General features: G+C 39.6%; 13 protein-coding genes. 4 read left to right on the top strand and 9 right to left on the bottom strand.

All coding sequences use genetic code 11. The annotated features are described in order from the left end of the window. Positions 1 to 7: 7 nt before the first annotated feature. Both narI and DEAC_RS15770 read left to right on the top strand, forming a co-directional pair. Complete coding sequence (gene narI, locus DEAC_RS15765; RefSeq protein ID WP_047811029.1) at positions 8 to 715, top strand: respiratory nitrate reductase subunit gamma; 708 nt, start codon at positions 8 to 10, stop codon at positions 713 to 715. A 399-nt stretch (positions 716 to 1,114) separates the two neighbouring features. Continuing rightward, entirely contained in the window at positions 1,115 to 1,537 is a 423-nt protein-coding gene (locus DEAC_RS15770) for a hemerythrin domain-containing protein (protein WP_047811030.1), read from the top strand. Between the two features lie 6 nt (positions 1,538 to 1,543). On the opposite strand, the gene DEAC_RS15775 is transcribed toward DEAC_RS15770, so the two are convergent. From DEAC_RS15775 to DEAC_RS24600, 3 genes are all read right to left on the bottom strand, one after another. Continuing rightward, a complete protein-coding gene (locus DEAC_RS15775) occupies positions 1,544 to 2,719 on the bottom strand; it encodes an MFS transporter (RefSeq protein WP_047811031.1) in 1,176 nt (391 codons plus the stop codon). 31 nt (positions 2,720 to 2,750) lie between these two features. Beyond that, positions 2,751 to 2,975, bottom strand: coding sequence for a PadR family transcriptional regulator (locus tag DEAC_RS15780; RefSeq protein ID WP_053006473.1), 225 nt, complete (start codon positions 2,973 to 2,975; stop codon positions 2,751 to 2,753). Positions 2,976 to 3,044: 69 nt separating this feature from the next. Continuing rightward, a complete protein-coding gene (locus tag DEAC_RS24600) occupies positions 3,045 to 3,179 on the bottom strand; it encodes a hypothetical protein (RefSeq protein ID WP_282434459.1) in 135 nt (44 codons plus the stop codon). 568 nt (positions 3,180 to 3,747) lie between these two features. Here DEAC_RS24600 and DEAC_RS15785 point away from each other — a divergent pair. After that, positions 3,748 to 6,039 (top strand): hydratase, encoded by a 2,292-nt coding sequence (locus DEAC_RS15785; RefSeq protein ID WP_047811032.1) that lies wholly within the window; start codon positions 3,748 to 3,750, stop codon positions 6,037 to 6,039. A gap of 431 nt (positions 6,040 to 6,470) precedes the next feature. Here the strand turns inward: DEAC_RS15785 and DEAC_RS15790 are convergent, their stop codons facing one another. From DEAC_RS15790 to DEAC_RS15800, 3 genes are all read right to left on the bottom strand, one after another. Next, positions 6,471 to 7,256, bottom strand: coding sequence for a DUF169 domain-containing protein (locus DEAC_RS15790; RefSeq protein ID WP_242847180.1), 786 nt, complete (start codon positions 7,254 to 7,256; stop codon positions 6,471 to 6,473). A gap of 94 nt (positions 7,257 to 7,350) precedes the next feature. After that, the gene (locus DEAC_RS15795) at positions 7,351 to 8,307 is read right to left on the bottom strand and encodes a sulfite exporter TauE/SafE family protein (protein ID WP_047811033.1); all 957 of its coding nucleotides are present in this window, start codon (positions 8,305 to 8,307) and stop codon (positions 7,351 to 7,353) included. Between the two features lie 31 nt (positions 8,308 to 8,338). Next, on the bottom strand, positions 8,339 to 8,746 hold the full coding sequence (locus DEAC_RS15800) for a hypothetical protein (protein WP_047811034.1): 408 nt from the start codon (positions 8,744 to 8,746) through the stop codon (positions 8,339 to 8,341). 486 nt (positions 8,747 to 9,232) lie between these two features. On the opposite strand from DEAC_RS15800, the gene DEAC_RS23940 reads away from it, so the two are divergent. Next, positions 9,233 to 9,391: a hypothetical protein gene (locus tag DEAC_RS23940; protein ID WP_200903149.1), complete on the top strand. Its 159-nt coding sequence runs from the start codon at positions 9,233 to 9,235 to the stop codon at positions 9,389 to 9,391. Between the two features lie 64 nt (positions 9,392 to 9,455). On the opposite strand, the gene DEAC_RS22335 is transcribed toward DEAC_RS23940, so the two are convergent. The 3 genes from DEAC_RS22335 to DEAC_RS15820 form a co-directional block, all read right to left on the bottom strand. Then, positions 9,456 to 11,249, bottom strand: a complete 1,794-nt coding sequence (locus tag DEAC_RS22335; protein WP_083996221.1) for a two-component system sensor histidine kinase NtrB — start codon at positions 11,247 to 11,249, stop codon at positions 9,456 to 9,458. 518 nt (positions 11,250 to 11,767) lie between these two features. After that, positions 11,768 to 13,120, bottom strand: a complete 1,353-nt coding sequence (locus DEAC_RS15815) for an APC family permease (protein WP_047811080.1) — start codon at positions 13,118 to 13,120, stop codon at positions 11,768 to 11,770. Positions 13,121 to 13,445: 325 nt separating this feature from the next. Further along, positions 13,446 to 14,435: a 4Fe-4S dicluster domain-containing protein gene (locus tag DEAC_RS15820; protein WP_047811036.1), complete on the bottom strand. Its 990-nt coding sequence runs from the start codon at positions 14,433 to 14,435 to the stop codon at positions 13,446 to 13,448. Positions 14,436 to 14,447 lie beyond the last annotated feature (12 nt).

Consider the following 14,447-nt stretch of genomic DNA (forward strand, 5'->3'; position numbering starts at 1 on the left):
TATTGACTTGTGGAATCAATTTTGGTGGGTTATTTTTCCTTACCTGATGTTAGCTCTTTTCGTTTCGGGACATATATATCGTTATAATACCGATCAATTAGGGTGGACTGCAAAATCAAGTGAGTTTTTAGAAAAGAACTACCTTAAGTGGGGCAGCATCTTATTTCATGTCGGAGTATTACTGGTTTTCGGCGGACATGTTGCCGGCTTATTAATCCCTAAAACATTTACGGACAGTATAGGTATTTCGGAAAAGATCTTTCATGCCAGTGCTATTACCACCGGCGGCGCAGCCGGGGTAATTACTCTTATAGGTATTGTTCTCCTTTCTCTTCGCCGTTTGACCGTTAAGCGCGTACGCCTAACCAGTAGTTTTACCGACCTTATAGTGGCGATTCTTTTGTTGCTGATTATCGCGATGGGAGTTTACAACACCTTAGGCTTCAATCTTTTAGCCAAAAGCGACTTTAACTATCGCGAAACGGTGGCTCCTTGGTTGCGAGGGCTGCTGGTCTTTGCCCCAGACCCATCGCTTATGAAAACAGTGCCTCTTTTCTTCCGGCTCCATATCATCTTAGGCTTCGCTCTTTTTGGATTATGGCCATTTACTCGTTTGGTCCATGTCTGGAGCGTCCCTATAGAATATTTCAAACGCAGCTATATTATTTATCGCAGTCATAGGCAAATTTCTCGTCACGCTCCGAAAGGTAAATAAACTTCAACATATCCGCATCAGGCCGTGAACTCGAAGGACCACCCCCCCACTTACAAGAAGTGGGGGCCTTAAAAACTGGATAAAGGCGTTCTCACTTCACTCAGTAGTTTAGCGAGAACGCCTTTGGCTATTTACCCCCACTCCAGATTTCACCCCTCTTTCGTGATATGAATCACAGATACTAATGATGTATATCACTTAGCTCAGAGATTCCAGTCACAGTTTATTTTCCCTTGACAAGTTATAGTTACTATCGAGGTGAAAGTAATGAATTAAGTCAGGAGTTGGATATATCTATAAATCAGTTTTATAAGCTTTCTATAGATATAGGCCTGAAATAGGTCAGTCGAATACATAACAGTGAATTAAACAATTTACATATAAAGGAGTGCATTAGCTATGAACCTCGATAATCTCAAGAGACAACATCACGAAATAACTCAGTTAATTAATGAAATTGAAAATCTATTGCTTCAGGACGTAGCCGCTAAATCGTTTGAAATATCTCTAAAAATTGGGACACTGGCAGGAAAGCTGTCGATCCATCTTAAGTCGGAAGATGATTATCTTTACCCCTCCTTAAAAGCTTCAGAAGATGTGCGTCTAAAAACAACTGTAAATTTGTTTAATGAAGAAATGGCAGATATTGCTTTATCCTTTGTAAACTACAAGGCAAACTATATTTCGAGTGCTCATATCAGAGAGAACATTACCCAGTTTATTAATGAAACGCGTTCCATAATCTCCCGCTTAAGAATTCGCCTTAATCATGAAGATAAACAGCTCTATCCTTTGGTAGAAAAACTAGTGAAAAACCTGTAATCTTAATCACTCAGCATTAAAATTAGTCTTTAAACGAATCACAAAGGGAATACTGAGAAGGACAGCAAAAGCGGAAACATAAAGGCCGATGGTTGCTGAATAATGGTCGGCTATTAAACCCATCAGGGCCACCCCAAAAGTTCCTAATGTATTTCCGATCCCCAAAGTTAATCCTGAAGCCATACCTTTATTTTCTGGAAAAAGGGCTTGACCAAAAACCATAACCACTGAACTGGTAGAATATAGTGAGGCACCCAGAAGCGCCACTAAGACAAAGGAGAGAAACAAAGTATGCACATTTAAGAACAGCAACAGCCAAAGACAGGAAAGGAGCGCCGAGGCAATTAATACCGGTTTAGGACCTATAATATCCGATAATGCCCCCCCAGCGACATTTCCGAAGCTTCCGGCCATAAATAATAGTGATAGGAGTGTGGCTGTATCTGTAAGCTTATAGCCTAAAGAGTGCCAAAGTATAGGAACTAGGGTTAAGGTCGTCAATGAGGTCATGTTGCGCAGGGCAACAACCACCAGGAGACTGCCGGCCTTGTGCAAACCAAGCTTAAATTCCGGAGTTAAAACCTTACCTTGGCGCGGCTTAGGTGCTGGAGGCGGTGACATTGCCCAAAACATGACTAATGCCATAAGCAGACCAGGAACTGCAACAAAGAAAAGTCCGCGCCGGCCTCCCAGAAGGAAAGCTGTACTTGCTAAAAATGGAGCAATAGCACGGCCAAAATTCCCCCCGATCATGAACAGACTCATTCCGAATCCTTTACGTTTGCCGGTGATATCACTTACGAGAGCGGATGCATGCGGATGAAACGCTGCATTGCCCAGGCCACTGATAAGCAATAAGATAAGCAGCATAACATAAGATGGAGCCCATCCAAAGGCAAATGCAGCCAAAGTACTCCCTAAGGCAAGTCCCCCAACGACAAATTTTCTGCCGCCGGATCGGTCCGCCCAATACCCCATCAACGGTTGAAGCAGTTGGGCACTTAGCGCAGAAACAGTGCTGATCAGACCTGCTGCAGCGGTATTAAAACTAAGCTGGGCCATCAAAGCCGGCAATAACACCGGATATAGATTGGGGTAAGTGTCATTAATCATATGACTAACAGTAAAAACGAGTGTCCTCCCAATAGAATGACTTGAAGTAACTGATCTCTTCTCCTCCATATGAATTTCTCCTCTCTAGATCTGTCCCATATTACTCATCTGCAGAATCGGTGTTCTGAAGAAGAGTTTGATATGCCTCGAAAAAAAACTGAAAATTGTCCATGCGCATTTTTATGTCTTTAAAATAATCTTCGAGTCGTTCCCATCCTTTAACTGTAATGAAATAAAACCTCTTCGGCTGACCAGCGTCATGAACATCCCAGCGTGATTCAATGCATCCTTCACCTTCAAGGGCACGTAAAGTACGGTAAATCATGGCACTGTCTCCTAAAAAATGTGGCATTTCTCGTTTCATTCATTAAATATAGCCCCAATAAATTTATAACTATCTGTCTCCTAAAAAATGTGGCATTTCTCGTTTCATAGCAGCCAGAAGAGATCCTCCATAATCTGATTTTCTAGCTAAAAAAAGCAAGATAAACGCCGGGGCATGCCGTGGGGCATACTCTTTTTTGCTCATCGATCAGCATCTCTCTTTACATTAATGTTTTTTACAGTATAGTGTATTTTACACTACAAATTAATTTATGTAAATAATAGCTTAAGATAACTCCATGCCTCTACTACTAAGGTTTCAATTTCAAAGTGCCTAGACGTCTATCCAAGGAAAAAATACTAATGCCTTATTAATCCGGATATTATATCTGGATTTTTTTATTCAATCGTAAGACTCCCACTTCTTGTAAGTGAGAGTGGCTCCCCCAATATTATCTTTAAACTTTAAAAATGCCAAAGCAAAGTTTAAACAAATTACTCAATTTTAAGCTAGCAAAATAATACTGTATAATTCTCTTAGCACTACTTAGGTTTAGTAAAATAAATGATATAATCAGAAAGAAAAACTAGAATGGACTATTGAGGTGATACAAAGAAGTTAATCTTTGCGACTCTTTATTAAGTGTATTTCTAGATCGATTTTTAACGTGATTCGAAATAATTCAAAGATTTAAGATTGATGTTTCAATCTGCCTCATGTTATTTAACTCGAGACTACCGAAAGTCTATACTTTTTATTCTTAGGAGGATTTATGATTCGTATTATTAACCATGGAACATATCTTTTAAAAGGAAAAGATTTGTTAGAAAAAGAAAATGCCGCTATAGCTGATCGAAACTTGGAACCTCAAAGTGCTCGTAAAAATACTATCGCGTATAAAATACTTTCACAACACAACACTTCTGGTGACAATAAAACGATAAAAATTCGCTTCGACGCTCTGGCTTCACATGATATTACCTATGTAGGAATCATTCAGACCGCTCGTGCCAGCGGACTAACAAAGTTTCCGATACCATATGCTTTAACCAATTGCCATAACAGCCTGTGTGCAGTTGGGGGAACGATTAATGAGGACGATCATGTTTTCGGGCTATCAGCGGCCCAAAAATATGGCGGCATCTATGTTCCCGCTCATCAGGCCGTCATTCATCAATATGTAAGAGAAACAATGACCCGCTGCGGAACTATGATTCTCGGATCAGACAGTCACACTAGATATGGTGCCCTGGGGACGATGGGGATTGGTGAAGGCGGCCCGGAATTAGTTAAACAGATCTTAGAAAAAACCTATGATCTAACTTATCCTGAAATTATTGCTGTATATATGAAAGGCAAACCCAGACCGGGTGTAGGCCCGCAGGATATTGCCCTTGCTATTATCGGTGCCGTATTTAAGCGTGGTTTCGTCAAAAATAAGGTCCTGGAATTTGTTGGTCCGGGGATTGAGAATTTATCGATGGATTTCAGAAACGGCATTGATGTTATGACAACAGAAACTGCTTGCTTAAGTTCAATTTGGACTACAGATGACAAGGTCAAAGAATACTTTGCCATCCATGGACGTGCCGAATCTTATGCTAAGCTGGAACCGGGAGAAATAGCTTACTACGACGGAGCAATTATTGTCGATCTGGACAAAGTCGTCCCCATGATAGCTTTGCCATTTCATCCAAGTAATGTGTATAGCATCGCTGAATTAAACCAAAACCTCTCTGATATCTTACGAGTTGTTGAAGAAGAAGGCCAGAAACAAATCGATAACCCGTCATTACAGTTTAACCTGACGAAGAATATTGACAACGGCAGATTAAAAGTTGACCAAGCCATTGTTGCCGGATGTGCAGGCGGTTCTTATGAAAACCTTGTTGACGTTGCCTCAATCGTGGAAAATCATTCTTTAGGAAATGACAGCTTGTCCTTAAGTGTCTATCCGGCAAGCCAGCCAATCTATCTTGAATTGGTCAAAAACGGAACGATGGCCAAATTAATGACTGCCGGAGCTATTATAAAAACCGCCTTTTGCGGACCATGTTTTGGCGCGGGTGACGTACCGGCTAACGGTAATCTTAGTATAAGACATGCAACTCGTAACTTCCCCAATCGTGAAGGATCAAAACCCGGTGATGGACAGCTTTCCTCAGTTGCCCTGATGGATGCCCGGTCTATTGCTGCAACAGCTGTTAACGGAGGATATTTAACACCTGCGACTGACCTTGATTTTGCCCCAGCCAATTTGCCTTATAGCTTCGACCGTAAAATTTACGCTAATAGGGTCTATAACGGATTCAGTCAACCGCAGCCGGAAAAAGGATTAAAATTCGGGCCCAATATTGCTGAGTGGCCAAAGATGATCGCCCTGCCGAAGAATCTGCTGTTAAAGGTGGCTTGTGTGATTAACGATCCGGTCACAACGACTGATGAGCTAATTCCATCCGGCGAGACGTCCTCCTATCGTTCAAATCCGCTGAAACTTGCCGAATTCACGTTATCGCGAAAAGACCCCCAATATGTTGAAAGAGCTAAAGGGGTTCAAAAAGTTGAGTTGGAACGTCAAAACTATGTCTCCAATGATACCTCACTTCTTTCCCCTTCATTAAAAGAACTTTGTGCTTTCTTAACAAGCCTTCCTTTAGAAAAAGCGGAGGAAGTTCTTAAAGAAACAGGAATTGGTACAACCATTTTCGCGGTAAAACCTGGAGATGGTTCGGCCAGAGAACAAGCCGCTTCTTGCCAGAAGGTTTTAGGCGGTTGGGCCAATATTGCTGAAGAATATGCCACTAAGCGTTATCGCAGTAACTTAATCAACTGGGGCATACTGCCTTTTACACTGCGTAATCCTGATCAAATTGGTTTTGGAGTTGACGATCTCATCTTCATCCCCAATGTCAAAGAAAAGTTAATGAACGGAGATGAAATTTTCCCTGTTCAAGTTATCAGCCCCCAAGGAAATCGCGCTATAGAATTGATGTTGACCAATCTAACCAAAGAGGAAAGAGAAATCATTCTTAGCGGATGCTTAATCAACTATTATTCTAAGTAAACGATTATGATAGGTAACCAGTGACCTCGTTCAGCTAAAGCTAAACATCGGGGCTTCGGTGGGACTCTACCCCCACCGAAGCAGGGGATGGGAACCACTCCCACTTGTAGAAGTGGTCTTGCGATTGGATAAATGGTCAAAATAATCATGAAGGGTGTAAATCGACTGGTTTTGCCGATTTACACCCTTAAATTTTTTCTGATACGGCTAATACTAAGTGCTAAAATAATATAATCTAATTTTGAAAACGAATATCTCCTGATACGTCCAGAGCCCCTTACATTATAATCTGACTACAATATTTAATATTTTTAATAAGGCCGCAAAGAAATTTTTCTTCACGGCCTACATTGCTAGCGATAAACTATTAATTAACTATCTAAGTCTCTTTTGAAATTGTAATAATTCCCTTAATATCTTTTGGCGTTATCCTATTCTACGTCTTTAAAGCGTATCATCGGACATTTTTTGCAAGCATCTAGTCCGGGCCATTCATTACCGTTATAAGGGAAGGATGCGCCGCCCATGACTTCCGTGCGATGGGCTAATTGACGTGCTACATCAAGTATTTGGTCGCCTGGGATAAAAACATTGACTTCCCCTTTTTCCGTTTTTCCAGAAGTATAACTTCCGGAACACATCGTATTCATATTAGGTTTGTGATTAAGATAGGACCATACAGAACCTCCGCAAACAGCGGAATTAACGGTATAATTGAATTGAAGCGGATGTACATGAAAAGCGCCAACGAAATCATTCAGAATATGATAAGCTTGCAGCGGATTGCAGACAAACATAACGACATCAGGTTCAACCGGGGTTTTGGCCAGCGGAGCAGTCATAAATTCCTTTACTTCCCCCATCGGCATACGTGGCTTACTGAGCATTACTTCTTTGGCATATTCATCGTCAACGACATATTTGAAATGACCTTTAGCTTCTTCATCAGATGGAGCTGTATAACCAAAACTGGTCAGACAATTTTCACATAAAATATTGTTGTTATTACCTTTTAAAACGTAATTGGCCATACGGGAAGCCGCTGTAAACTGACAGAATGTCATTTTGGCAGCTGCCTTTTTCTCAGCAGGATATTTATTGGCTTCCTCTTCGGATTTAAAAAACTTAATCGCCACTGGATGATAATCAAGTTTTAACAGGCGTTCAAACAATTCCTGAGCTTCCGCATAGGTCATATCTGTATTGGTATTCGACAATTTAATCTTCTCCTTTCAAACTAGAAGCAGAAACTTCTCAAACATATTATAATCTTCTCTAATTATATAACCTTCTTGGTTTACTGGGGTAAGATTAGATAATTCTAAACCCAAAAGTGTGCAGGATCGTTGGGCCAAATACATAACCAATACCGATGTATGTGAGTACTACAGCCAAAAAGCCTTTAAGGTATATACCTTTGATATACTTTGAAAGAATAGGTCCGAGGTAAGATCCAACCAGGATACCGATTAATTCAAAGCCAACCATCGGCAAATCTAGTTTGCTTCCCATACGAAGATAGTTACTAATACTAGTCAGAGAGGAAATTACGATGGACATGGTCGAAGTACCTGCAACGATGAACATTGGGAAACCAAGTGCACTGCTCAGGAATGGTACGAGAAGGAATCCGCCACCAACGCCGAGTGCTGCTGAGATAATGGCAACAAAAACTCCGGCCAGGAAAGGAGCGATGGTATTATAACGGAAAGTTTCTCCGGCGAAGGTAAAGGTGTTGTTGATGCCCATTTCGCTGAAGTTAACGCCAATTTCCTTAATCTCACTCATTTTTCCGGCGGCTTTCAGCTCTTTAACTTTTGCTTCAAATGCTTTAGTTGCCTTTTTTACTTTTTGTTGTTTTTCTCGGAATTTTGGAGTCATTTCATACCACATACGGCCAGCAATAACGAAGGTGATCAAACCAAAGACCGGCTGATAAGAGGCCATTTCCTTTAGATAAGTGTGGGAAAGCCAAGAACCAAGCAATGCTCCGATGATACCGCCCACTCCTAAACTTACAGCTGCGGGAATTACGAGGCGTCTTTCACGCAAATATAATGGCGTAGAGATGATTGGGCTAACCAACGTGAGAATCTGGTTCATAGGTTTAATTACATTAGCTTTTTTCATTCCAAAGATAGTTATGTGTCCTACACCGGCCAAAATCCCGCCAGCTGCTCCAATGGTCGAAAATACGAATCCGACAAATGCCATCCAGATAATAACGACGATAGGGTTTACTGTAACACCCGCAATATGAAAGAACATTTCTTTGCACCTCCAAAAATTCTTATCCTGCTTATCGAGTTACAGGATGAGCCTGAACACTGCCGGAAAACTTGCGCAGCAACCGGCGACCAACATAGTAAGCAATCATTACTAACGGATACCAGACAATCACAGAGACCTGATTGCCGATCACGGGTAAAGCAAAGGGCAACGTAAAGTACGGCAGCCATAAACTTATGAATCCCATGATAAAGAAGTGGGGGATCAGAACACCAATGCCGTCAAGAAAAGACCAAGCCAAGTATTCACAGAACATCTCGTTTAGTTCCCTTTGCAGCAGCGTGTACATGTCCTTGTTATCATGTTCATAAGCTAAAGAAGCTAATTCTCGGTATTCTACCATCCTGGCCATTAGTTTATCTTGTTTTTTACGGTGAGGGTGTAATACTTTATCAATAATTCCAAACCCAGCCAACATAAAAACACCTCACTTTTTAGGACAAATTTGCTCTTCCCCTAAACTTCGCAGACTAGTTAAAATCCTATACATCTACCCGAGCATCAACCTCCTTTTGTAATATCTTAAGCTTGTGTATATTATAACAAGATATTATACCCCCATATGTCTGACATGTGACCAAAAAGATGTTAGCTTCACGACATTATTATTGTCGTGAAGACGACATCTTTTTACCATCACAACTAACGTAGTATCAAAGAACACTGTAGAGGACTTTATTTTAAAACCGATTGTATTATTTATTAGTAGACAATTCCCATTTTTTCCAAGAGCATTATATCTTATGGTATAACTGGTAAAGGAGGAAATAATAATGGCATTAGGAACAGGTTTTGCTGGTGGTTGTGGAACAGGATTTGGTGCAGGAATTGCTATCGTTGTTGTAATTATTCTTCTGCTTATAGCAATGGGTATCGTATTTTAATTCTGAAAGGAGATAAAATAATGTACGGATATGGTATGGGTGGATATGGTATGAGTGGTTACGGTGTTGGCGGAGCATGCTGCGCTCCAGCCGCAGGCTATGGTGTTGGCCACTGTCTAGGTGTAGGAATTATCGCTATAGCAACGTTAATTCTAATTGCTTTAGGCGTTATCTTCTAGAAATACAGAGCAGGCTATCATCCGTAAAAGATGATAGCCTGCTGCTCATTTTTCCTGACTTCTGTTATACGACGCTTTGATCTAGTCCTCTTGTCTCAGTTGGTACGGAAAAAGATATAATAAATTTCGTACCTTGTGGCCCAGTATCAATATCTATTTTAGCTTTATGGGTTTCGGCTATTTTAAAACATGTTGCTAATCCAAGTCCTGTACCATGTTCCTTGGTCGTGAAGAAAGGAGTTCCCACCTTAGTTAAATCGTCTTTGGGAATACCGCTTCCCTCATCTTCGACAGTAAATACAACTTGATTCCCTTTTAAAAACGTCCTAATCTTCAACCTCCCTCGATCTTTCATTGCTTCAAGGCCATTACGTACTAGATTTAGAACCATCTGTGTAATTTCCTTCTTATTAAGTAACAGATTTGGAATATCGCCTGGGATATATTCAATTTGTTTATTCTGATTAAATGTATCGGCTTCTAATAAAGGATACAAACTAAAAAGAACATCGTTTAGATTCTGAAGCTCTAGTTTAGTCTGTTTTGTTCTGGCAAGTGATAGAAATTCAGATATTATTGAATTAGCTCGATCAAGTTCTGAAATCATTAACTCAAAGATTTGTTTTTGAGAACTATATTCTGGTTTTTCTTCTAATAATTGCAGATAACCCCTAACAGTCGTCATCGGGTTTCTAATCTCATGTCCAATTCCTGCTGCCATTTGACCAACAAGGTTTAAACGGTCTAGTCTGGCAATTTCCTTTTCCCCAACCTTACGGCTGGTAATATCCCGAAAATAACATGTTAGTCCGTGTTGTACCGGGTATGCACTTATCTCTAACCACTTATTGCCCAAGTTTTCAGAAATTACCTCAAAATGAACAGTCTCTTTTTGTATCATCACATGTTGATAATTCTCCATGGCTATTTGATTAACCTCAAATACCTCGGTTAACTTCTTACCCAACAACTCATTACGTGATCTACCGAAAATACTTTCGGCAGCTGAATTTACAAATGAAATTTGCCAATTTTCATTAATCGCGAAAAAACAATCTGTCATGCTATCTAGAATCGACTGTTTTTCATTAACATATTCTTTTATTTTAGAATAGACTGGATGTAACTCAGGCAGCAATTGAAGATCCAAATTAGGTTTTTCAGATACAACCTCGAAAGCAAAATTACTAACTTCTTTACTTAATTGAGTAAATAGTCGTCTTAATACGAGTAATATACCTCCCATGATAAATAATCCTACAATTAATATTTCGATACCATTAGTAATAATTTCTACGTACATATCGTGTAAATTTACATTAACCCACGTATGACCAATAATAATTCCATTTTTATCAAAAACAGGACTAGTATAGTTCAAAATAGGAGTTCCCCACGACACTGAAGAACTTACTTTTGTTAAAATCGGTTTTCCTGTTTCGTAAACTACAAAGAATGGCTGACTATGTGGTATGGATATAAGCTTATCCGAGCTAAAATTCGGTTCGATCGCAAGATTATGATCCAATTTTATTGAATAAAAACCTGCACCTAGTGACGGATAGTCTTTTAAGACATCATGCACAATTGGTTGAAGTACAGTATTTAAAACTCGTACCTGTTCTTTTACAGGTTTATTCAGTGCTCCTTTCTCTCGTAATATATTATCATAAGACTGATTCAATCGACTTCCCAATATAGAAGAGACTATGTATAACTGTCTTTCATATTTCAATTGTCTTATTTTTCCTGTTCTATAGCTTGTGATAATAATTACAAATGCAATTAACCCAAATACAATTGATGACGTTAAAAAGTAAATTCTTTGTGTAATACTCGATGTTTTTGTGAAACTCATTATGAAATGTTCCTTTCTCTTCAGAAATTAATCAATTATTTCAGTTATAAATTATTTCAGCTTGATTAATTCACTATATTCCAACTAATTGCCGTTATATCAGAAAATTAACTCGAAATATGCTCTGAAGATCGAGATGCTTAAAATAAAATACCATTCTCCCCCTAAATCATTGTTATATTAACTTGTTCCTAAGTAAGTATTATAATACTTCAGTTGTACAAAACATGACGAAAATTATAATCCTATAAAGTCAAATGCTTGTGTTTTATGGTAAATAAAGGGTTATAAGAACTTTTTTCCTTATTGTAGGAACAACTCCCTCCTCATGATAACTGTCAACGCTTTGAGCATTGCAAAATGGTTAACAATGTTGACTGCAAGAAAGCTACAATGACATTTCTAAAACAAGAGCCTCGCTCCAAGGAATATATTTCCTTAAGAAGCAAGGCCTATACTAGTTAAAATGACGCTCAATTTTAAATTACAATAAAAAGGTTGTAACTATTGACATGAAATTACTTTTCTTTCTTATTTACAATCATTCCAATAACCATAATTACTGCGAAAATAATAAGATAATAGGGAATTTCCTTGCTGTGAGCATAACATGCGGCAATCACCATAAAGATGCAAGCTAATACTGCGAGTGACGGCATAAAGAAGCGTTTAAAAAAGCCGAGGGATTTTTCCTTTGCCATCATCATGACGAAAATCGGGATATACATTGCATAAATCGTAACAATGGGTAGTTCAGAGCTATCAAAGCTAAAGGGGCCAAACCAGGAGACCGGCACTAAATTTGCGCCAAAGAAATAAAGAAGCCAGGCAGCACTTAGCAAAAGGCCAAAAATTGAAGAGTTTGTCGGCATATTCGTATTTGGGTCAATACTTTTAAGAACTTCAGGCTTTGGCCCCATATTTCTGGCGGCCAAAGAATATAAACCGCGTGTACAGCCTAGCATCAGACCGTTTAGTGTTCCGAGACAAGAAATAACAACAAAAACAAAAAGAACAACACCGCCGGCGTTTGAGAAAACAGTGGCGAACGCTAATTTCGCGCCCTGTTCGCCGCCTTTCATCATAACACTGTTGCTTACAGCGCCTGCAAGACCCGTATAATATAATATATAAAGTAAGACCACGAAGATTGTTCCAAAGGTAAGGGCTATAGGTAAGTTCTTTTTGGCATTTTTAAGCTCGGCATTAATACTCGTCGCAATAATCCATCCTTCGTAAGCGAAGGCAGTGGCGACGACTGCGGTAAATAAAGGATTGCTGGTTGTAACTTTAGCGATGGGACCACTTGTAAAATTACTTATTAAAATTCCGTTTTTAAGACCAACGATCGTTCCAAAGAGAGCCATTAGAACCAAAGGAATAATTTTAATAACTGTCGTGGAGACCTGGAATTTACCGGCAAGTTTTGGTGAGAGAGCATTTAAAGCATAGCTTGCAATGAGAAAAAAGCCCGAAATTGACATAGCTTCTCCACCTGTGATATTCCAGCCTAAGAGAACACAGGCATATCTCGCAGAAACCCAAGCCAGAACTGAGGTAAGCGTAGGATAATAGATCGTTGCCATAAACCATCCGACAAAATAGCCATACTTACTCCCGAGTGCAACTTCAGCGTAATCAACAAGACCATTTACTTTCTCGTATCGCGTCGCCATAATTGCAAAAACATAGGCGCAGACGACCATAATGATACCGCCTATAACCCAGGCCAATATTCCCAGGGGAAGGTTGCCGCCCGTTGCAACGAGAATCTTTTCCGCTTTAAAGAACACACCACTGCCAATGACAATACCGATAACCATTGCGATTGCGGTCAAAAGACCATATTTCTTTTCCAAGACATTTTCCAATTGTTTATCACCCTTTCTGTCTACAATATAATATATAACAGTAACCATATATTTTTCGACAAAGAATTAAATTTCCCTTTAAATATATCTCAAATCCCTAAAATTTAATTCTTAATTTTAAAAGGATTGGGATTGTGTACAGCGAAGGAGGACTCTACCCCACCTGAAGTTAACGAAGGACCCACCCTCACTTATAGAAGTGAGGGCCTTAAAAACTGGATAAAAAAAAGCTCCTAAGAAAGAGACTTATCAGGAGTTCAGGTATAACAGGTATGAAAATCAGTATCTTGGTGCTGCAAAGCTGTTCGCAGAAACTTAATTTATCTCACTGACTAATATCAATCGCTGCAACAGGTTGTGACAAACAATCGATACACAAAGGAGGCTCGAAGCTGTCAAATACTCGCTTGCCACATTGGGAGCAAAACCGTCGCTTTCCATGGTGTATCAGAATTTTACCTGCCATTAAACGATAAGTTAGCGATTTAACTTCCATACTTAATGCTTTAGAGGAACATATATCAATACATCGCTGACAGCGGACACATTTAATGGGTTCATAAATCAAAGACAGTTGTTCAGCATCTTCCCTTTTCGTCAAAGCTCCTTGAGGACAAATCGTTGGACATTCCCCACAATCTGAACAATTTTCACTTACATTTATAACCGGCAGCGGGAGTGCATGAACCTCGGACGTTCTGGATTTCCAGGTTTCGTCCAAGAACTTTCTTGTTTTTGGAATAAGATACATTTCATCAGAATTGGTCTTCGCAAAGATTGCTTCGAATCTCTCGCGGCCAACGTCCCGCCAACTCATTTCCTCGTTATGGATTTCATCAGGCGCGACTTTAATCCATAGATGAGGATGGTCTTTCCAGGCGGTATGCACTTCATTAAAAATTTGCACGCTTGTCCCACAAGCTTTTTTATCGGGACAATCACCACATGCTCCGGTGAATATCTTCACCTCCTTCTCTCGAGCATATATCATGAGAGTCATCCATAAATCGCGGTCAATAATTCCCAGACAAGGAATTTCATGACCCGCTGGAATTGCTTGCGGACAGTTTAAAATAATTTCCTCTGAATTTTGAATATATTCATAGAGCTTATCGAAGCTGCGGAAGACAAACCCATCGCTTGGACAGACGGTCATACAAATGCCGCATTCTGTACAGCGTTTGGCCTCAAGTTCAAAATATAAGGAAATAGCTTGATGAGGACAGGAGTCGATACACAAACGACAAATATTAACCGAAGCTTTTTTACTATTGAGACAATTATTGTAATTAAATACTATTCGACTATTATTCATCTTTAAACACCT

It is taken from the genome of Desulfosporosinus acididurans (assembly GCF_001029285.1).
Lineage (GTDB): Bacteria > Bacillota > Desulfitobacteriia > Desulfitobacteriales > Desulfitobacteriaceae > Desulfosporosinus > Desulfosporosinus acididurans.